The 19,760-nt window shown below is 73.2% G+C and carries 13 protein-coding genes and 1 pseudogene; 7 read left to right on the top strand and 7 right to left on the bottom strand.

Annotated features, from left to right (window positions below; translation table 11 throughout):
* Window positions 1-98: 98 nt before the first annotated feature.
* The 4 genes and pseudogenes from ABZ490_RS35775 (at window position 99) to ABZ490_RS35760 (ending at window position 5,869) form a co-directional block, all read left to right on the top strand.
* Window positions 99-1,655, top strand: a complete 1,557-nt coding sequence (locus tag ABZ490_RS35775) for a hypothetical protein (RefSeq protein WP_358999892.1) — start codon at window positions 99-101, stop codon at window positions 1,653-1,655.
* A 105-nt stretch (window positions 1,656-1,760) separates the two neighbouring features.
* Window positions 1,761-2,333: a hypothetical protein gene (locus ABZ490_RS35770; RefSeq protein ID WP_358999889.1), complete on the top strand. Its 573-nt coding sequence runs from the start codon at window positions 1,761-1,763 to the stop codon at window positions 2,331-2,333.
* 53 nt (window positions 2,334-2,386) lie between these two features.
* A pseudogene (locus tag ABZ490_RS35765) lies at window positions 2,387-3,436 on the top strand (LacI family DNA-binding transcriptional regulator); the annotation flags it as partial.
* Between the two features lie 21 nt (window positions 3,437-3,457).
* Window positions 3,458-5,869, top strand: coding sequence for a CBM35 domain-containing protein (locus tag ABZ490_RS35760; protein WP_359000030.1), 2,412 nt, complete (start codon window positions 3,458-3,460; stop codon window positions 5,867-5,869).
* A gap of 6 nt (window positions 5,870-5,875) precedes the next feature.
* On the opposite strand, the gene ABZ490_RS35755 is transcribed toward ABZ490_RS35760, so the two are convergent.
* Together ABZ490_RS35755 and ABZ490_RS35750 are read right to left on the bottom strand one after the other, a co-directional pair.
* Window positions 5,876-6,919 (bottom strand): low specificity L-threonine aldolase, encoded by a 1,044-nt coding sequence (locus ABZ490_RS35755; RefSeq protein WP_358999886.1) that lies wholly within the window; start codon window positions 6,917-6,919, stop codon window positions 5,876-5,878.
* A gap of 8 nt (window positions 6,920-6,927) precedes the next feature.
* Entirely contained in the window at window positions 6,928-7,587 is a 660-nt protein-coding gene (locus tag ABZ490_RS35750; protein WP_358999884.1) for a TetR/AcrR family transcriptional regulator C-terminal domain-containing protein, read from the bottom strand.
* Window positions 7,588-7,777: 190 nt separating this feature from the next.
* Between ABZ490_RS35750 and dacB the strand changes: the two genes are divergently transcribed.
* The 3 genes from dacB to ABZ490_RS35735 all read left to right on the top strand — a co-directional run bounded on the left by dacB (window position 7,778) and on the right by ABZ490_RS35735 (window position 12,516).
* Window positions 7,778-9,139 (top strand): D-alanyl-D-alanine carboxypeptidase/D-alanyl-D-alanine-endopeptidase, encoded by a 1,362-nt coding sequence (gene dacB, locus ABZ490_RS35745; RefSeq protein ID WP_358999881.1) that lies wholly within the window; start codon window positions 7,778-7,780, stop codon window positions 9,137-9,139.
* Window positions 9,140-9,297: 158 nt separating this feature from the next.
* Complete coding sequence (gene sulP, locus ABZ490_RS35740; RefSeq protein WP_358999878.1) at window positions 9,298-11,007, top strand: sulfate permease; 1,710 nt, start codon at window positions 9,298-9,300, stop codon at window positions 11,005-11,007.
* 204 nt (window positions 11,008-11,211) lie between these two features.
* Window positions 11,212-12,516: a PP2C family protein-serine/threonine phosphatase gene (locus ABZ490_RS35735; protein ID WP_358999875.1), complete on the top strand. Its 1,305-nt coding sequence runs from the start codon at window positions 11,212-11,214 to the stop codon at window positions 12,514-12,516.
* Window positions 12,517-12,545: 29 nt separating this feature from the next.
* Here the strand turns inward: ABZ490_RS35735 and ABZ490_RS35730 are convergent, their stop codons facing one another.
* The 5 genes from ABZ490_RS35730 to ABZ490_RS35710 form a co-directional block, all read right to left on the bottom strand.
* On the bottom strand, window positions 12,546-14,690 hold the full coding sequence (locus ABZ490_RS35730) for a beta-L-arabinofuranosidase domain-containing protein (RefSeq protein ID WP_358999872.1): 2,145 nt from the start codon (window positions 14,688-14,690) through the stop codon (window positions 12,546-12,548).
* 20 nt (window positions 14,691-14,710) lie between these two features.
* Window positions 14,711-16,576, bottom strand: a complete 1,866-nt coding sequence (locus tag ABZ490_RS35725; protein WP_359000026.1) for a beta-L-arabinofuranosidase domain-containing protein — start codon at window positions 16,574-16,576, stop codon at window positions 14,711-14,713.
* Between the two features lie 70 nt (window positions 16,577-16,646).
* On the bottom strand, window positions 16,647-17,468 hold the full coding sequence (locus ABZ490_RS35720) for a carbohydrate ABC transporter permease (protein ID WP_358999869.1): 822 nt from the start codon (window positions 17,466-17,468) through the stop codon (window positions 16,647-16,649).
* A gap of 28 nt (window positions 17,469-17,496) precedes the next feature.
* Window positions 17,497-18,372 (bottom strand): sugar ABC transporter permease, encoded by an 876-nt coding sequence (locus tag ABZ490_RS35715; RefSeq protein ID WP_358999866.1) that lies wholly within the window; start codon window positions 18,370-18,372, stop codon window positions 17,497-17,499.
* 12 nt (window positions 18,373-18,384) lie between these two features.
* A complete protein-coding gene (locus ABZ490_RS35710) occupies window positions 18,385-19,695 on the bottom strand; it encodes a sugar ABC transporter substrate-binding protein (RefSeq protein ID WP_358999863.1) in 1,311 nt (436 codons plus the stop codon).
* Window positions 19,696-19,760 lie beyond the last annotated feature (65 nt).

Below are 19,760 nucleotides of genomic sequence, written 5' to 3'. Positions count from 1 at the left end.
GTCCGTCCGATCGGCAAAACGGCCTGTCGGTGGCTCTTCTTCCCCCGATAGACTGACAAATCAGAGCTACGCGGGTGCAGTTGACGGGGGAGGCCGCCATGTCCGGGGACCAGTACGGCAGATACGACCAGGGATTCGTCATGCCGCCGATGCCGGTGGCGCCGCCGCCCGCACCGGCGGACGGGGTGCGGGCCGTGGCCGTGGCCGTGCTCAACCTCAGCGGCCTCGGCCTCGGTTACGCGCTGGTGCGCCGCTGGGTGCCGATGCTGGCGTGTCTGGCCGCGACCGCCGTGCTGCTGTTCGTGGCGCTGCCGGCCGACCCGGACGGCGTCCCGGCGTTCGCGCTGGTGCTGTACGTCCTGTTCCTCGTCGCGGTGGCGGCGCACGGCGCCGTGGTGGGCCTGCGGACCCGGCTCGCCTGGCCGCCGTCCGCGCCGCTGGCGCTCGCGCTGGGACTGGTGCTGCTGGTCGCGCCGGCCGGGGGTGTCGTGGCGTACGACGGGGCGCGGGACGAGGCGACGCAGCAGATGCTCCTCGACCGGCTGGACCGGGCCGACCGGCAGGTGGAGGCGGCCGGCGAGCGGGCGTTCTCCTCGGCGCAGTCCGACTACCGCGAGGCGCTGGAGGCCTACGAGAGCCTGAGCGCCGACCACCCGGACTCACGGGCGGCCGCGAAGGTGCCGGCGCGGATGAAGACGTACTACGCGACCGTCGGGGCCGTCTACGAGAAGGGTGACTACTGCGAGGCGATCGCCCCGCTCGACTATCTGCGCTCCGTTCCGAAGAAGATGCCCGAGACCGACCTGAGCGATCTGAAGACCTGGCCCGACGACCGGCTGGCCACCTCGCTCTACGAGTGCGCCTCGGACGGTCTCACCGGCGGGCAGTCCACCTGGGCCGCGCAGTTCGGTGAGCTGCTCACCACGTTCCCCGACTCGGCGCAGGCCGCGAAGGTCGAGCCGGCCGTGGGCTCGGCCGTCTCCGCGAAGGTCAAGGGGCTCGGCGGCAACGACCCGTGCACGGCCGTCGAGCAGCTCAAGACCCTCAGCGGCCAGATCCAGACCATCTCGGCCGAGGACGGGAGCGTCACCGGCGCGCTGGCCAAGGACGCCGACCGGGCCTCGGCCGGCGCCGACACGGGCACGTACAACTGCGGCGTCGACCAGTACAAGGACGGGGACTTCGACAAGGCGCAGACCACCATGGAGGAGTACGCCTCCGCCCACAAGAGCGCCAAGAACGCGGCCCTGGCCAAGAAGATCGCGATCGCCGCGGAGGTCGCCCAGACGGTTCCGGCGGCCGGCAAGAAGCTCCCCACGACCCGCTCCGGCGGCAGCATCTCGGTGACCGTGCAGAACGACAGCCCCGACGACATCACGGTCATGTACACGGGGCCGGTGACCGGCAGCTTCAAGCTCAAGGGCTGCGGCAGCTGCAAGGCGTACACCTTCGCCGACACGCTCTCGATCGGCTTCAAGCCCTGCAACGCGAACAAGAACTACCCCGAGCGCACGATCAGCCTGCCGGTCGGCACCACGTACTTCGTGCACAAGCCGAACGGCGACAGCCTCGCCTCGCCGGCTTCGGACACGGCGAAGCTGCAGTCCGGGTACATCTACACGGAGTGCGCCTACACCACGACGAGCCTGTCGTAGAACAGAAAGCGGAATTTCCCCGCTTTCGGGTAAAGCGGGTGCAACCTTCGGGCCAACCAGACTGTCTCCCCTGATACCAGACACTCACACTCTTGGGGGAACAAGATGGTACGAAGCAAGACCGTCTGGGCGACCGCTCTCCTGCTGACCGCCACGCTGGGTGCCGCCGCCGTTCCGGCCGTGGCCGCCCCGGCCGCCGCTCCCCGGGCGGCGGCCGCCTGCCCCACCGGCTGGGGCAGCCTCGACAAGACGAGCTGGGCCGGCACGTCCGCGTCCATCACCGATGTCAGGACCGGCCGTCACGACTGCTACGACCGGTTCGTCGTCGACGTCCCGGGCGCCACCGCCACCCGGCTCGGGTACACCGTGCACTACGTCGACCAGCTCATCGGGGACCCGTCGGGCGAGCCCATCCCGGTGGGCGGCGGCGCCATCCTGGAGGTGATCGTGCGGGCGCCCGCCTACGACGGGGACACGGGCGCGTCCACCTACCCCGCCCGGGTCGGGCAGCACCTCCCGGGTGTGGACCTCACCGGCTACCGCACCTTCCGGGACACCCGGTTCGGCGGCAGCTTCGAGGGGCAGACCCAGTTCGGCCTCGGCGTGCGGGCCCGGCTGCCCTTCCGGGTGCTCCAGCTCGACGGCCATCTCGTGGTGGACGTCGCGCACACCTGGTAGTCCGACCACGGGCACCTCTTGACGCCCCCCATGTGACCGGTAACAATCCCGTCATGCATGTGACCGGTCACACCGGGCGGCCCGCCAGCATCCGGGATGTCGCCACCGCCGCCGGAGTCTCCTACCAGACCGTCTCCCGGGTGATCAACGATCATCCACGGGTGAGCCCGGACACCCGCGAGCGGGTCCTCGCCGCGGTCGAGGCGCTGGGCTTCCGGCGCAACCCCACCGCGTTCGCGCTGGCCAGCGGACGGCGCAGAGCGGTCACCGTGCTGACCTCGGACACCACCCACTACGGGTACGCCTCCGTGCTGCGGGGCGTCGAGGAGGCCGCCCGCGCAGCCTCCTACTCCGTCGGGATCGGGGTCCTGGAGTCGGCGGAGGAGGCCGTCGTGGCCGCCGAGGTGCGGCGGGCGGCGGACAACGGCGGCGGACTGATCGTGATCGCCTACGACCCCGCCGGGGTACGGGCGCTGGACAGCCTTCCGCCCGGACTGCCGTTCGTCGCCGTGACCGAGACGCCCGCGAGCCCGCCCCGCGACGGCCGGCCCTGGGTGTGGACCGACGACCGCCGCGCGGCCTACGAGGCGACCCGGCATCTGCTCTCCCTCGGCCATGAGACCGTCCACTACGTCGCCCTCCCCTCCGGCGCCCGCCGCACCGGCCCGCGCACCAGCGGCTGGCGGCAGGCGCTCCGGGACGCGGGAGCCCCGCAGCCCCGTCCCCTGCACGGCGGATGGGGACCGGAGGCCGGACATGCCGCGGGCCTCCGGCTGGCCCGGGACCCGGCCGTCACGGCGGTCCTGTGCGGCAACGACGACCTCGCGCTCGGGGTGCTGCGCGCCCTGCACGAGAGCGGCCGGGCGGTGCCCGGCGAGGTCAGCGTGGCCGGGTTCGACGACGCCCCGCACGCCGCCTTCCTGACCCCGCGCCTGACCACCGTACGGCTGGACTTCGCCGGCCTGGGGCGGGCGGCGTTCGCCCGGCTGCACGCGGCGCTGGAGGAGACGGCGCCCACGCCCGGGGAGCCTGCGCCGCCGCACCCGTACCCCGTCCAGGAGCCGCGGCTGCTGGTCCGGGAGAGCTCCGGGCCGCCGCCCGCGCCCGCCGCCGTCCGGCACCGCCTGACCGTCGACCTGGCCGCGTCCGAGGGCCCGGTGCTGCACGGCGCGAACGGCGCGCTGTACGGGCTCAGCGACGACGGGGTCCCCGGCGACGCCGTGCTCGCCCCCCTCAGGATCACCGGCATCTCGCAGAAACCGGAGGGCGGCGCCCAGCATCCCAACGGGGACGCGCTCACCGTCGCGGAGTCCTTCTTCCGCAACGGCGGCGGCGAGATCAACGTGCTGCTCCAGGACGTCTACGCGCAGTGGCCGTACGAGGACCTGGGCATCGACGACTATCTGGCCCGGGTGGACGGGATCGTCCGGGAGATCGCGGCCCGCCCGGACCGGGACCGGTTCGTCTACGTGCCGTTCAACGAACCCGACCAGATCTGGTACCGCCTCGACGCCACCGACCCGGCGGAGTACGCGGCGGGCCGGGACCGGTTCCTGCGGGACTGGCGGACCGTGCACCGGCGCATCCGGGCGCTCCACCCGGGGGCGCGGATCGCCGGGCCCAACGAAGCCGCCTTCCACGCCCGCCTGCTGACCGACTTCCTCGCCTTCGCGCGGCGCGAGGACGTGCTGCCGCAGGTGATGACCTGGCACGAGCTGGACTCCTCCTCGCTGCGGGACTTCCAGGCCCATTACGACGCCTACCGCGCGATCGAGCGGGAGGTGGGCGTCCCCGCGCTGACGGTCAACATCGACGAGTACGCCAACCGCCGCGACCTGTCGGTGCCGGGCCAACTCGTGCAGTGGGTCGCGATGTTCGAGCGGAACAAGGTGTACGCCCAGCAGGCCTACTGGGACGCCGCCGGCAATCTCAGCGGCAACGTGGTGCGTATGAACATCCCGAACGGCGGCTGGTGGTTCTTCCGCTGGTACGCGGGGCTGACCGGTGACACCGTGCGGGTGACACCGCCCGAGCCGCACACCGTCGACACCCTCCAGGGTCTCGCCTCCCTGGACACCGGGTGCCGCCAGGCCCAGGTCCTGCTCGGCGGCTCGACGGGGGACGCCGACGTCGTCGTACAGAACGTCCCGCGGGACGTCTTCGGCCGGACGGTCGTCGCGATCGTCGCCGAGGCCGGCTGGTCCGGGTACGAGGGGCCGCACGCGGCGCCCCGGGTGCTCGCCCGGACCAGGGTGCGGGTGGACGCGGACGGTTCGGTGACCGTGCCGCTGCGCGGTCTGCGCCGGATGTCCGCCTACCGGATCGTCCTCGTCCCGGCCGGCCGGGGCACCCCGGCGCCCGCCCCCGTCCCCTGGTCGGCGTCGTACGAGGCCGAGGACGCGGCCGTCACCGGCGGACGGGTCCGCACCCACGGCACGGTGAGCGACGCCAACGGCTACGCGGCCTCCGGGACCCGCGCCGTGGAGTCGCTCGGCTCCCCCGGCGGCAGGGTGGACTTCACGGTGACGGTCCCCGCCGACGGCGGCCACGACCTGGCCGTCCTGTACGGCAACGGATCCGGCGGCCCCGCCACCCAGCGGCTGTCGGTCGACGGCGGCGCCCCGGTCACGGTGACGTACCCGTCCACCCAGAACGCGGCCCACGGCGGCCGCAAGGAGGTCCGGGTGGAGCTGACGGCGGGGACCCACGTCCTCACCCTGGCCGCGGGTGACGGCGAGGTGACCCTCGACCGCCTGGATCTGACCGCCCGCAGCGGTCCCCCGGCCACCGCGTACGAGGCGACCCTGGCGGAGACCGCCGGCGCGCCGTCGTACGACTACGCCTCCTCGGCCGGGACCGGCACCGGCGCGCTCGTGCTGGGTCCGGGAGACGCGGCGGTCTTCGACGTGTACGCCCCGCGCGACGGCTACTACACATGCGTCACCCGGGCCTCGGCGGAGGTGGACCTCGCCCTGCACGGCGCGACGGTGACGGCGGCGCCCGGCCGGCCGCTGCGGCTGTACCTCGCGGCCGGCAACAACCGGGTCACCGCCACCGCGGGGCAGGCCGCGCTGCGCGCCCTGGAGGTCTCCGGCGACGGCTCCGAGGACGGTGTCCTGGTCCTCGGGGCCGGCGGCGCCGAACTCGCGGGCGGGGCCCGGGCGGTCGACTGCGCCCACGCCCCGGGCGGTCTGCGCCTCACGGGACTCGGCGGCGACGGCGCCGGGACGGCCCGGTTCCGCGTGGACGTGTCCCGGCCGGGCCGTCATCTGCTGGTCGTGCACTACGCCCACGACGACCGGCGCGACAACGGCCACGCCTACAACACGGACATCGTCTCGCGGACGGCGGACCTCTCGGTGGGCGGCGGCGCCCCGCTGCGGGCGACCTTCAAGAACACCTGGAGCGGGGACGACTTCTGGACGCTGGCCGTCCCCGTCGACCTGGCGGCGGGCGTGAACACGGTGACGTTCACGGGCGCGGACGGGCCGGCCCCGGACATCGCCCGGATCGCACTGGGCCGGGTGGTCGGCTGAGGCCGGTCAGCCCGCGTACCGGCGGACCGCCTCCAGCAGACCGTCCACGTCCGCCCGCGTCGTCGCGAAGGAGGTGACGAAGCGGGTCACCCCCGGCTCCCAGCGGTCGTGGTAGAAGACGTACCCCTCGCCGAGGAGCCCCTCGGTGATCTGCCGGGGCAGCCGGCAGAAGACGATGTTGGCGTCCGCGACCCCGAGCAGGTCCACCTCGGGCAGCGCCTTCAGCCCGTCCTGGAGGCGGGCCGCCATGGTGTTGGCGTGGGCCGCGTTGCGCAGCCACAGGCCGTCGGTGAGATAGGCGTCCAGCTGGGCCGCGTGGAAACGCATCTTGGAGGCGAGCTGCCCGGCGCGCTTGGCGCGGAAGGAGAGTTCGGGGGTGAGGGAGCGGTCGAAGACGACGATCGCGTCGGCGGTCATCGTGCCGTTCTTGGTCGCGCCGAACGACAGCAGGTCCACGCCCGTCCGCCAGGTCAGCTCGGCGGGGGTCCGGCCGAGCGCGGCGACGGCCCCGGCGAACCGGGCCCCGTCCATGTGCAGCCGCAGCCCGGCCTCCCGGGCGAGCGAGCCCAGGGTGCCGATCTCGTCGAGGGTGTACACGGCGCCGGTCTCGGTGGCCTGGGTCAGGCTCACCACCGAGGGCTCCACGCTGTGCACGTCCCCGGCCTTGTGCCGGACGGCCGCCCGCAGCTCCTCGGGGTCGATCTTGGCGTCCTCGCCGCCGAGCGGGACCAGCTTCGCGCCCGCGGTGTAGAACTCGGGCGCCCCGCACTCGTCGTTGTTGATATGGCTGTCGCGGTGGCAGAGCACGCTGCCCCAGGGCGGGGTGAGCGCGGCGAGGGAGAGGGCGTTGGCGGCGGTGCCGGAGGAGACGAGCAGCACGTCGACCTCGCGCTCGAATATCTCGCCCAGCCGGCGGCGGACGCCGACGGTGAGGTCGTCCGCGCCGTAGGGCCGGGCCTGGCCGGCGGCGGCCCGGGTCACGGCCTCGACGATCTCCGGGGAGGCGCCGGCGGCGTTGTCGCTGCTGAAGATGCGTGCGGGGGTGGTCATGAAGGTCCTCAGGGGGTGTCGGTGGCGGCCGGGGTCGGGTCGGCGGCCCTGATCAGCTGGCGCAGTGCGCCGTAGTACACGTCGTGGCCGGTCACCGCGGGCACGATCGCGGCCAGATGGCCCGTCAGCGCCGGGAACTCCTCGGGGTCGAGGGCGGCGAGCGCGCCGCGGGTGAGGGCGCGGGCGGAGCGGGGGTCCCGGTGGTCGACGAAGCTCGCGCTGCCGAGGGTCAGCAGATACATCCCGCGGTAGGCGGTGATCGCCTCCTCGGCGCTCATCCCGGCGGCGAGGCTGTCGGCGAGCTGCGGCTCGACCAGCCGGGCCAGCAGGTTCCCGCCGAGCCAGGGGCGCGAGCCGCGCAGGACGAGCAGTCCCGGGTGGGCCACCAGGAGCCGGTACAGCGCGGTGAACCGGGCCTCGGTGGCCCTCGCCCAGTCGCCGCCGGGCGTGGGCTCGGGCAGCCGGGCGGCGAGGTGGTCGAGGCAGAGGTCGAGCAGCCCGGACAGATCGGTGCAGCGGCGCTGGAGGGAGGCCAGCGAGATGTCGAGCCGCGTGGCGAGGGCGCGGAACGTCAGCGCCTCGGGACCGTCCTCGTCCATCAGCAGGAGGGCGGTCTCGGCGATCCGGTCCGGTGTCGCCCGGTCCAGGGCGGGGGTGCGGCGGGGCATACGAGTCACCGTACGGTACAGCGTACCGAAAAGCCAGGACGCCCCACCGGCCCGCCGGAGATGTCCCCCCGGGCACGGGCGGACACGCCTGCGGGCAGACCTGTGTCGGCCACCCGATCGGACGATCAATTCCGGTAGTGTGCGCCGGAGTTCGCTGCACAGGGCCCCCACAAGAAAGACCTGCACCTGCATGAGTGACATGACCACGCAGACCGCCGCCGACCCCTTCGAGCCCGGCGGCCTGCGCCGGCACCGCAAGCCCCGGCAGCACGGCACCGGCATGCGCCGGGCGCTCGTGCTCGCCCTGGCCGTGCCCGTCGCCTCGGTGGCGCTGTCGGGCCCCTCGGCCTTCGCGGCCGGCAAGGACATGGCCGCCACGGCCAAGACCGCCACGCTGGACGCCGACGACCAGCAGATGGTCACCAACCTCGAGACCCGTGTCGTCGACACGCGCCTGGGCTCCAACGTCAGCGGCGTGGTCCTGGACGCCGAGTCCGACGCCACCCTCTGGGACCACAACGGCGCCACCGCGCTGATGCCCGCGTCCAACGTCAAGCTCGCCACGGCGACCGGCGCCCTCACGATCCTCGGCCCGGACCACCGCTTCACCACGAACGTCGTCTACGGCGACGGCACGCTGACCCTGGTCGGCGGCGGTGACCGGACCCTGACCACCGCGGACCTCGCCGAACTGGCGAAGACGGCGGTGGCCGGGCTGAAGGCGGCGGGCCTGACCTCCGTGAAGGTCGCCGTGGACGACAGCCTCTTCCCCGCGCCGAGCCTGGCCAACGGCTGGAACACCGGCTACTACCCCGACTCGGTCGCCCCCGTGCGCGCCCTCGTCGTCGACGGGAACGGGGTGGACGACACCTCGCTGGACGCCGGGCAGGCCTTCGCCCGGCAGCTCGCCGCGAACGGCGTCACCGTCGACGGGACCGTCACCCGCGCCACCGCGAGCGCGCACGACGTGCCGGTGGCCCGGCACACCTCGGCGCCGCTGTCGGCCATCGTCCACACGATGCTCAAGCAGAGCGACAACAACATCGCCGAGACGCTGCTGCGGATGACCGCCCTCGGCGCGGGCCGCGCGGCCACCTTCGAGGACGGCACCGCGGTGGTGCGCCAGGTGCTGAACGAGCGGTACGGCGTGTCCCTCACCGGCTTCGAGATGTACGACGGCAGCGGCCTCTCCCGCGCCGACCGCATCCCCGCGGCCACCCTCGCGGAGATCCTGGAGCTGCTGACGCAGGACCGCTACACGCAGACCCTGGGCTCGATCCTGGACGGCCTGCCCGTCTCCGGCGAGGCCGGCAGCACCCTCGGCCCGGAGTGGGGCCGCTTCGACGACGTGAACTCGAAGTGCGCCGTCGGCAAGGTGCACGCCAAGACCGGCACCCTGACCGGGGCGATCGCGCTGAGCGGCCTCACCCAGGGCAAGGACGGCAAGTGGAAGGTGTTCTCCTTCATCGAGAACGGCTCCACCGCCAACGCGAGCGACATCAAGGACGCCATGGACGGCCTGGCCGCGACCGTGAACGGCTGCTGGGCCTGACCCACCCGCGCCCCGCGTGCCGGGACGTCGCGCACCGGCCGGGTGCGGACGGGCGGCACGCGGGAGCCGTCGTGTCCCGCCCGGTCGCGGCCTCCTGCGATGCTGTCGCGAGCACTCCACCCAGGGGTGCCGCCGACGGTGTCCGCAGGAGGAGATCCATGTCGCAAGCCCCGCCGAGGTTCCGCCCGCTGCCCGGGCTCGCGGTCCTGGCCGGATACCGTCGTGCGTGGCTGCGCGGCGACCTGCTCGCCGGGGTGACGGTCGCGGCGTACCTGGTGCCGCAGGTGATGGCGTACGCGGGCGTGGCCGGGCTGCCGCCGGTGGCCGGGCTGTGGGCGATCCTGCCCGCGCTCGGCCTGTACGCGCTGTTCGGCTCCTCGCGGCTGCTGTCGGTGGGCCCGGAGTCGACGACGGCGCTGATGACGGCCACCGTGGTGGCCCCGCTCGCCGCCGGTGACACCGGGCGCTACGCCGTGCTCGCGGCCGCGCTGGCCGTCACGGTGGGCCTGCTCTGTCTCGCGGCATGGGCGCTGCGGCTGGGCTTCGTCGCGGATCTGCTGTCCCGGCCGGTCCTGATCGGGTATCTGGCGGGCGTGGCGCTGATCATGATCGTGGACCAGCTGCCCAAGCTGACCGGGGTGGAGATCACGGGCTCGAAGTTCTTCCCGCAGGTGTGGTCGTTCCTGACGCACCTGGCGGACCTCCATCTCGCCACGCTGCTGTTCTCGGCCGGCATCCTCGCCCTGCTGTTCGCGGTGACCCGCTGGTTCCCCAGGCTGCCCGGACCGCTGCTGGCGGTGGTCCTGTCCACGTCGGCGGTGGCCCTGTTCGACCTGGACGAACGTTACGACCTGAAGGTGATCGGCGAGATCCCCTCGGGTCTGCCGAGCCTGTCCTTCCCGTCCCTGTCGGACCTGCCGCAGCTCGTCCTGCCCGCGGTGGGCGTGCTGCTGGTGGCCTACACCGACTTCGTGCTCACCGCGCGCGCCTTCGCCGACCCCGGGACGGAGGGCCCTGAGCTCGACGCCGACCAGGAGTTCCTGGCCCTGGGCACGGCCAATCTGGGCGCGGGCGTGCTGCACGGCTTCCCGGTGAGCAGCAGCGCGAGCCGCACGGCCCTCGCCTCCTCGGCCGGCGCCCGCAGCCAGGCGTACTCGCTGTGCGCGGGGGCGGTGGTGCTCGCGGTGCTGCTCTTCATGGGGCCGCTGCTGGCCGACACCCCGTCGGCGGTGCTCGGCGCGCTCGTGGTCTACGCCGCGCTGCGCATGATCGACCTGGCGGGCTTCCGCCGGCTGGCCTCCTTCCGCCGCCGTGAACTCCTGCTCGCCCTCGGCTGTCTGGCCGGTGTACTGCTTCTGGACATCCTCTACGGCGTGCTGGTCGCCGTCGGCCTGTCGGTGGCGGAGCTGCTGACCCGGGTGGCCCGGCCGCACGACGCGGTGGAGGGACTGGTGCCCGGTCTGGCCGGGATGCACGACATCGACGACTATCCGCAGGCCACCACGATCCCGGGGCTGCTGGTGTACCGCTACGACTCCCCGCTGTTCTTCGCGAACGCGGAGAACTTCCGGCACCGGGCGCTGGCCGCGGTCGACGGGCAGCGGGATCCGGTGCGGTGGTTCGTGCTGAACACCGAGGCCAATGTGGAGGTGGACATCACCGCGCTGGACGCGGTCGACGAGCTGCGCCGCGAACTGGCCCGGCGTGACGTGGTGTTCGCGCTGGCGCGGGTGAAACAGGACCTGCGGGGCGATCTGGACGCCTACGGCCTGACGAAGTCCGTCGGCGAGGAGCTGATCTTCCCGACGCTGCCGACCGCGGTGGCCGCCTACCGGCAGTGGCAGGCCGGCGGAGCGGAACCGTTCTGACATCGGCCGGAAGCCGCCGCTGACGGCCGCCAACTTCGCGTGGGACCACGTGACTTGACGCTTCATCATATAGTGGCCGACTACGCGTGGTGATCCGTTGTCCCCGCCACGCGGCCGCCCCACCCGAAAGGCACGACCCTGCGGAACGACCCGCACAGCCGCGGCTCCGACTCCTTCGACCCCCTGTCCTCGCCCCGCCGGTCGGTGTTCTCGCCCGCGGCCGACGTCATCGGCTCGGAACTCGATCTGCGGCTGACCGGCAGCCATGTCGTGCACGCGCTGACACCCGGATTCTGCGACGCGGCCTCACTGTTCGTGCTGGAGCGCTGGCGGCGCGAGGAGGACGCGCCGCCGGCCTCGGACACCCCGCGCGTCGAGGCGCGCCGGCTGGCGCTGCGGGTGGGGCCCGGGGCCGCCGAGGACTGGGAGGGGGTGCTGCCGGTCGGGGAGATGGTGTCCTTCCCGCGCGACACGCCGTACGCGCAGGCCCTCCTCGCCGGGCACGCCCAGGTGCTGGAGCGGGTGGACCCGTACATGGCCGAGCGGCTGACGGCCGCCGGGAACGGCGAGGCGCGCCGCGACGATCTGCTGCGGGTGGGGTCCTTCCTGGTGGTCCCGCTGCGGCTGCGGGGCGTCCCGATCGGCTTCATGACGTGCACGCGCGACGCGGGGCGGGCGCGGTTCCGGCCCTCCGACGTGGCCGCCGTGGAGGCGCTGGCCGCCCGCGCCTGTGTGGCCCTGGACAACGCGCGGCGCTACGAGCGTGAGCGCCGTACCGCACTGGCGATCCGGGACAGTCTGCCGCCGGGTCCGGCGCAGAAGCTGGAGGGGTGCCGGATAGCCCACGGCTGCCTGCCCGCCGGGAAGGGCAGTGTGGTCGGCGGCGACTGGTACGACGTGCTGCGGCGGCCGGGCGACCGGGTCGGGCTGATCGTCGGGGACGCCATGGGGCACGGTCCGGAGTCGGCCGTGGCGATGATCCAGCTGCGGACGGCCCTGCGCACGCTGGCGGGTCTGGACATCCCGGCGGCGGAGGTGATCCGCCGGCTGGACGCGCTCGCCAGCGAGACGCCCGGGGCCTCGTTCGCGACCTGTGTGTACGCCGAGTGGGACGCGCGGGAGCGCACCTGTTCCCTGGTGGGGGCGGGTCATCCGCCGCCACTGCTGCGCGGTCCGGACGGGCGCACCTCCCCGGTGGCGCTGACCGGGGCGGGCCTGCCGCTCGGTCTCGGCTCGGGGAGCTACGAACCGACCGTGCTGACCGTGCCGGAGCCCGCCCTGCTCGCGCTCTACAGCGACGGCCTGGTGGAGTCCCGGGAGGCCGACATAGACCAGGAGATCGGCCGGCTGGCGCGTGCGCTGGACGAGGCCGTCGCCGAGCCGGCCGACACCGGTGACCCCGGCACGCTGCCCGCCCTGTGCGCACGGCTTCTCCAGCGGCCGTCGGGCACTCCCGGCGCCGACGACCGCACCCTGCTGCTGGCCGAACTGACCCCGGCCGCGGGCTGATTCCCCGTCCCCGGCCGACGCCCGGGCCCTCAGCGCCGCAGGTTCGCCCGGACCGCGGCGGCGACCACCGCGTCCCGCTCGGCCCGGGTGAGGCGGCCCTCGGCCAGCCAGCCGTCGGCGAGCGCCCGCACCGCGTCCAGGAACCGGGCCTGCGACGCGAAGGGCGCCCCCGCCCAGAGGACGTCGAGGAAGGTCAGCCCGTCCCCGCGGGCCCGGTTGGGGACGCCGGAGTCGGCCGTGCCGAACACGACCACGGGCTCGGAGCGCCGGAAGTAGGCGTGGTAGCGGGTGGCGTCCGCGACGAAGAACGGGGCGAGGGTCAGACCGTGGGTGGTGAAGTACTGCGGCCGCCCCTCCGGCCTGACCGCGGCGGCGAGATCGCCCTGGAGCGTGAAGTCCTTGTAGAAGGAGAACGCCCGGAACCCCTGGGCCGGGCTCTGGGCGACCAGCAGGACCGGCCCGTGGAACACCGACTGGACGGTGGGGTCGTCCGGGGTCCGTTCGATCCGCAGGCGGTAGGGGGTGGAGATCTCCACCCGGTCGCCGGGCCGCCAGGTCCGGCTGACGGAGAGATGCGTGCCCGGTACGGCCGGGACCGGGTGCGGTACCCCGTTGACGGTGACGGTCACCCCGGTCGTCGCCCAGGACGGGATCCGCAGCCGGAGATCGAGCGGGCCGGTGCCCTCGCGGAACGTCAGGGTGCGCACGCCCTCCGCCGGGAAGGCGCTGGTCTGCTCGACCACGAACCCGCGCTCCGGCCAGCGCAGGGTGGCGGCGAGGGGGAGGTCGACGTACAGGGTGCCGCCGTCGGCGGAGCGGAAGTAGACCGAGTCCTGGTACTTGGTGTGGTTCTCCATGCCGGTGCCGCCGCAGCAGGTCCCGGTGTTGTCGTACTCCCGCACCACCCCCGGGCCCATCCCCACGAAGTAGGTGACCTCCGGGCTGCTCGTGCTGCGGGCGTCACGCCGTGAGGCGAGGATGTGGTTGGTCAGGCCGCGTTCGCAGTGGTCCATGTAGGCCGGGTCCGGGTCCCGGAGGAACAGCTGCCGGCCCAGCTTCAGCAGGTTGTACGTCGCGCAGGTCTCGGCGTTGTCGGCGCCCAGCGTGGCCGCGACGGCGCCCCGGGCGCGGAACATCTCGCCCTGGCCCGTGCCGCCCAGGCTGTACGTCCGGGGGCCCACGACCATCCGCCAGAAGTTGCGGGCCGCGTCGGCGTACCGGGCCTCCCCGGTGTGGTCGAACACCCTCAGGTAGCCCGTGAACTGGGGGATGTGCTGGTTGGCGTGGCGGCCGTCGAGGAGGTCGCGGTCCTCGGCGCAGGCGTCCAGCAGCGCGGTGTTGTCGAAGCAGCGGGCGGCGGCGAGGTGTTCGGCCCGGCCGGTGAGGGCGTACAGGTCCGCCAGCACCTCGTTCATCCCGCCGTACTCACCGGCGATGTAGATCGACCACATGCGGTTCAGCTGGGCCGCGGGCAGCCGGGCGAGCCTGCTGTGCACCCAGTCGCCCAGCCCCGCGGCGAGGGTGAGCGCCTGGGCGTTCCCGGCCAGGGTGTGGGCGTCGAGCAGCCCGCGCAGGATCTTGTGGCAGGTGTAGTACGGCGCCCAGATGGTGGGGTAGGTCGTGTAGCTCTCCAGGAGGACGAACTGGGTCTCCGGGTACGCCGCCAGATAGCCGGGGTGGCTGGGCCGGGGCGAGCCGTGTGCGGCGAAGGCCTGCCGGCAGGCCTCCAGCGCGCCGATCATGTGGTCGAGCTTGGACTTGAGGGCGGCCTCCCGGGTGTCGGCGTACGCCTGGGCGAGGAGGGTGAGGAAGTGACCCGCGAAGTGGCCGCGCAGATTGCCGTCGGAGGTCTCCCAGCCGCCGGGCGGCTGGGCGCCGCGGGTGTCGAGACCCGCGTTGGCCCGGAAGACGGCCAGGATGCGGTCGGCGGGGTAGGCGCGGGCGTATTCGAGCATGAGATCACGCTTGCGGCGGAACACGCCGTCACCGAGGGCGACTTGGTCCAACGGGAAGGGCTGCACCGCCCAGGTGGCCGGTGCCAAGGCGGGTGCGGGTGCGGATGCCGGGGCCGCGGCGGCGCCGGGGGCTGGGGTCGCCAGGGAGACGAGAGGGGCGGCCGCGGCCGTGCCGGCGGCGATGCCCAACAGCTTTCTGCGGGTGGGGGGTCGGCTCATGTGGGGGCTCCGATCGGAGGTCAGCGCGGGTCGGTCGTGGGCAGCCACACCCGCATCGTCGCGGGGCCCCGGTTCGCCCAGGAGTGGTAGGGCACGAGGACGATGCCGGTGCGGGCGGCGACGGGTGAGGGGGTCCGGTCGAGCGGCCGGTACGGCCAGCTCCGTGCGGGGGGTGCGATGAGTTCACCGGGCGCGACCACGGTGCCGTCGGGCCCGTTCCGCGGCGCGTCGGAGGTGTCCACCCGGATCGCGTCGGCCTCGTGGCCGTCCGGGAGGTCCACGGACTCCGCGCAGTACACGAGCGGCCCGCGCTGGACGGCGACCGTGCCGCGCACGGCGTCGATCCGTGGGTCGGGCGCGATCCACCGGGGCGCGACGGGGAGTTCGAGGCGGATCTCGTCCCCGGGACGGAAGGTACGGGTGACCGTGGCCGTGCCCGGCGCGACGGCGCGGCTCGCGCCGTCCGGTCCGACCAGCCGGGCCGTCTCGCCGTCCGCCCAGGCCGGCACCCGCAGGGACAGGGTCCACGGGTGCCCCGGCGACCGTTCGATCCGCACGGTGACCCGGCCGTCCGAGGGATAGCCGGTGCGGATCCGCAGCCCGATGCCGCCGGTGGAGATCTCCGCGTCGGCGTACTGGTGGAGCTGGAGGCCCCCGTCGTCCGTCGTGGCCAGGTAGGCGGGCAGCGCGGCCAGGGTGCGGGACACGTTCGTCGGGCAGCAGGACACCGCGAACCAGGGCGCCCGCAGACTCGACTCGGCGCGCGGGCTCTCGGCGTCCGTCGCCGGTGCGGTGCCCCGGCTGCGCCGGTGCAGGGTGTTGGCGTAGAAGAAGGCCCGGCCGTCCTCGGCGGGGCAGGTGGCGACGACGTTGTACAGGGTCCGCTCCGCCAGGTCCGCGAACCGGGGCTCCCCGGTGGCGAGCAGCAGCCGCCAGCTCAGCTGGACGGAGGCCACCCCGGCGCAGGTCTCCGCGTAGGCGCGGTCGGGCGGGAGGACGAAGTCGTCGCCGAAGGACTCGTCGCGGTGGTGCGAGCCCATGCCGCCGGTGAGGTACGTGCGCCGGGCGACCGTGGCCTCCCACTGCCGGACGACGGCGGCGAGCAGGTCGTCGTCGCCGGTCTCCACGGCCACGTCCACCGCTCCGGCGGCGAGATACAGGGCGCGCACGGCATGGCCGCGCAGGACGCGGGCCTCCCGCACCGGCAGGTCGTCCTGGTGGTAGGCGCGGCCGAACTCGCCGTCGGCGAGGGTGCCGTGGCCCCTGCGGTCCACGAACAGGGCGGCCTGGTCGAGATAGCGCTGCTCGCCGGTGAGCCTGGCCAGTTCGACCAGGGCGGTCTCGATCACCGGGTGTCCGCAGACCCGTTCGACGCCGCCCCTGCCGAAGGTGGCGCAGACGTGGTCGGCGGCCCGGCGGGCGGTCTTCGCCAGCTCGCCCTCGCCTCGCGCCCGGGCCTGGGCCACGCCCGCCTGGATCAAGTGGCCGTAGCAGTACAGCTCGTGGCCCCATTCGAGGTCGCTGTAGCGGGACTGCTGACCGGGGCGGCCGAAGGCGGTGTTCAGATAGCCGTCCGGTTCCTGCGCGGCGGCGATCGCCTCTTCGAGGGCCGGGTCGCCCCGGTGGGTCCGCTCCCAGGCCATGGCCTCGAGAAGCTTGTAGACGTCGGAGTCGGCGAACTCCCGGCCGCGCCGGTCCCGGTGGAGCCGGCCCTCGACGGCGGCGGTGAAGTTGCCCGTCCAGCCGACGCGTTCCATCCAGTCGCGGCAGTGGTCCAGGGTGGCGGTGGCGTTGACGTGCCGGCGCCGGGCCCAGAATCCGCCGGTGATCCGGACCTCGTCGAGGCCGAGCGGCCGCAGCCGTCCCCGGCTCGGTGCCACCGGCAGGACGGCGGACCCGTCGGTGTGCCCCCCGGTGTGCCCCGTGGTGTGCCCGTCGGTGTTCTCCTTCACGCCATCATCCCTTCAGAGCGCCCGACATGAAGCCCCGTACGTAGTGGCGTTGCAGCAGCAGGAAGAGCAGCAGGCAGGGCACGGCGAGGACCACCACGCCCGCCTCGGTGGCCCCGTAGTCGACGGCGCCCATGCTCTGCTGGCGCAGGGTGGCGACGGCCAGCGGCAGGGGCGCCTTCGCGCTGTCCGAGATGAGGATCAGCGGGGCGATGAAGTCGTTCCAGGCCGCGAGGAACGCGAACAGCCCCACGGTGATCAGGCCCGGTCGCACCGCCGGGAGCAGCACCCGGCGCAGCGCGCCCGCGGTGCCGCAGCCGTCGACGAGCGCGGACTCCTCCAGTTCGCGCGGGACCGCCTCGAAGGAGATCCGCATCATGAAGGTGGCGAACGGCAGTTGGAACATGGTGAGGACCAGGCTCAGCCCGAGCAGCGAGTTCTGCAGATGGAGTCTGCCGAGCAGCACGTAGAGCGGGATGAGCAGGGTGGCGTACGGGACCATGAGGATGGCCAGGGTCAGCAGGAACAGCAGGTTCTTGCCGGGGAACGAGAACCGGGCGAAGGCGTAGCCGCCCAACAGGGAGACGCTCACGGTCAGGGCGACGGTGAGGGCGGAGACGACCGTGCTGTTGAGGAGGTACCGCCCCAGGCCGGCGTCGTACTCCAGCAGGGTGCGGTAGTTGCCGAGGCCGTGGCCGGACTCCTGGGCCGTGCCGGGCTGGGGGCTGACCGAGGCCCAGGCGTTCCACAGCAGCGGGAAGAGGAAGACGACGGCGAGACCTCCGGCGAGGACGTGGTGGGGCGTCCGGCCGAGGGCGCGGGTGAGCACCGGGGTGCCCTCCTTCGGGTGGTGGGGTTCATGACTCGTCGGCGTGGCGCAGCCCCCGGAACTGCAGGGCGTTGAGCAGGAGCAGCGCGCCGAGCACGACGATCGAGAGGGCGGCCGCGGTGCCGAGGTCCATCCGCTGGAAGGCCTCCCGGTAGATCAGCTGCACGACGGTGACGGTGCTGTTGTCCGGTCCGCCCTTGGTGAGGACGAAGAACTGGTCGAAGGCGAGCAGGGATCCGGTGACGCAGAGCAGCAGGGACAGGGCGAGGGAGGGGCGCAGCAGGGGCAGGGTGATCGAGCGGAAGGTCTGGGCCCGGCTCGCTCCGTCCATGCGGGCGGCCTCGTACACCTCGTGGGGGATGCGCTGGAGGCCCACGAGCAGGATCAGCATGTAGAAGCCGGCGAACTTCCAGACGACGAGGAACACCGTGGAGAGCAGGGCGGAGGTGGGGGTGCCGAGGAAGGACACCGGGCCGTCGGCGAGTCCGAGGTGCTGCGGGAGGCGGCTGAGGGGTCCGGTGGTGGGGCTGTACAGGCCCCAGAAGAGAAGGGAGGCGGAGGCGAGGCCGAGGGCGCCGGGGAGGAAGTAGACCGTGCGGTAGAAGCCGGAGCCGGGGCGGGCCTCCTGGACGAGGAGGGCGAGGAGGAGGGCGAGGCCGAGGAGGACGACGGTGACGAGGGCGGTGTAGAGGAGGGTGAAGCGGACGGCGGGCCAGAAGAGGGTGCCGTCGGTGACGTCGGTGTAGTTCTCGGGTGCGTTGGTGCCGCGGTCGCCGGCGAGCAGCGGCCAGTCGCTGAGGGACATCTGTCCGACGAGCAGCAGCGGCAGCAGGAAGAAGACGGTGACGAACAGGGCGGTGGGGGCCGCGTAGCCGAGTCCCTGGAGGGCGCGGGACCTCTGCATGCCGTCCTCCGGTCAGTCGGCGAGCGAGGCGGTGACGGCCTGGTTGTCCTTCTCCAGGGATCCGCCGTCGCCGAACACGGCGTCGCGCATGAGGGTCAGCCAGGGCCCGTTGGGGTCGTTGAAGGTCTGGCCGAACTTCAGCGCGTAGGGGGTGCGGCCGACGGCGACGAGCTGGTTGATGGTGACCTGGCGGGGGTCGGCGGAGGAGTACTTGTTGGCGGCGAGGTCGGTGCGGGCGACCACGTCCTTGTGGGCGGCGACCACGTCGACCTGGGCCTCCTCGCCGAGGGACCAGGCGAGGAAGTTCCAGGCCTGGTCGGCCTTCTTGCTGGTGGCGGAGATACCGATGGCGTCGCCGCCGACGAAGGTGGACTTCCCGCCGTCGGGTCCGGGGATGGGGGCGACGCCGAGGTCGAGGCCCTTGGGCATCAGGCCCAGGGTGGTGGACGGCATGGGCATGACGCCGACCTTTCCCTTGGGGAAGACGCCGGTCCAGGTGGTGCCGGTCTCGTCCTTGGCGCCGGGGGCGACGATGTCGTCGCGGACCCAGCCCCGGTAGGTGTCGTAGACCTTCCGCGCGGTGGCGGAGTCGAGGTCGGCCGCGGTGCCGTCCTTGTCGAGGACCTCCTGGCCGGCGGCCCAGATGGACGGCCACCAGGTGAAGACGCCGCAGCCGCCGCAGTTGCCGCCGAAGAAGGTGCCGTCGACGCCCGAGCCGAGCGCGTCCACCGCCCGCGCCTGCGCGTCCCACTCGGCGAGGGTGGTGGGCGGCTTCTCGGGGTCGAGCTTCGCCTTGCGGTAGAGGTCCTTGTTGTAGAACAGCACCGACAGGTCGAGGGTGTGCGGCACGACGTACTTCTTGCCGTCGTACGTCCCGGCCTTGATGTGCGACTGGGCGAGCTTGTCGGCGAAGGGCAGCGCGTCGATGCGGTCGGTGAGGTCGGCGAAGAGTCCGCTGGAGGTGTAGTTGGGGACGAACACCACGTCGGAGGCGAACAGGTCGGGGAGGTCGCGGGAGCCGGCGGCGGCGCCGACCTTGGCCTGGTAGTCGTCGGTGGGGACGACGGTCAGCTCGATCTTGTTCTTGTGGCCCGCGTTGTAGGCCTCGACCAGCGCCTCGCTCTGCGGCCGGGTCGCGGCCCGGGTCCACATCGTCAGCTTGCTGCCGTCGTCGAGGCCCTTGGCGTCCGCGGTGCCGCCGCCGGGGGAACCGCTGTCGTTCCCCGAGCCGCAGGCCGTCACCAGACCGGCGGCGGCCAGAAGCGCGAGGGCACCGGTGACCAGCCGGTTCATCGGTCCACGTGATCGGGTCGTACTCCCCATGACGTTCCCCCTCGACAGAAACGACCTCGGCAGAAAGGACTTCGACAGAAAGGAACCGAAAAGGC

The organism is Streptomyces sp. NPDC005811 (genome assembly GCF_040630405.1).
Classification (GTDB): Bacteria; Actinomycetota; Actinomycetes; order Streptomycetales; family Streptomycetaceae; genus Streptomyces.
This window is presented reverse-complemented; position numbering and strand designations above follow the sequence as displayed.

What these genes read in the sequence shown, in the direction of transcription:
- sulP (WP_358999878.1), top strand. Translation starts at nt 9,298, where the DNA reads ATGTCGCAAGCCCCGCCGAGGTTCCGCCCGCTGCCCGGGCTCGCGGTC.
- ABZ490_RS35755 (WP_358999886.1), bottom strand. Translation starts at nt 6,919, where the DNA reads ATGACCACCCCCGCACGCATCTTCAGCAGCGACAACGCCGCCGGCGCC.
- dacB (WP_358999881.1), top strand. Translation starts at nt 7,778, where the DNA reads ATGAGTGACATGACCACGCAGACCGCCGCCGACCCCTTCGAGCCCGGC.
- ABZ490_RS35770 (WP_358999889.1), top strand. Translation starts at nt 1,761, where the DNA reads ATGGTACGAAGCAAGACCGTCTGGGCGACCGCTCTCCTGCTGACCGCC.
- ABZ490_RS35730 (WP_358999872.1), bottom strand. Translation starts at nt 14,690, where the DNA reads ATGAGCCGACCCCCCACCCGCAGAAAGCTGTTGGGCATCGCCGCCGGC.
- ABZ490_RS35715 (WP_358999866.1), bottom strand. Translation starts at nt 18,372, where the DNA reads ATGCAGAGGTCCCGCGCCCTCCAGGGACTCGGCTACGCGGCCCCCACC.
- ABZ490_RS35750 (WP_358999884.1), bottom strand. Translation starts at nt 7,587, where the DNA reads ATGCCCCGCCGCACCCCCGCCCTGGACCGGGCGACACCGGACCGGATC.
- ABZ490_RS35775 (WP_358999892.1), top strand. Translation starts at nt 99, where the DNA reads ATGTCCGGGGACCAGTACGGCAGATACGACCAGGGATTCGTCATGCCG.
- ABZ490_RS35710 (WP_358999863.1), bottom strand. Translation starts at nt 19,695, where the DNA reads ATGGGGAGTACGACCCGATCACGTGGACCGATGAACCGGCTGGTCACC.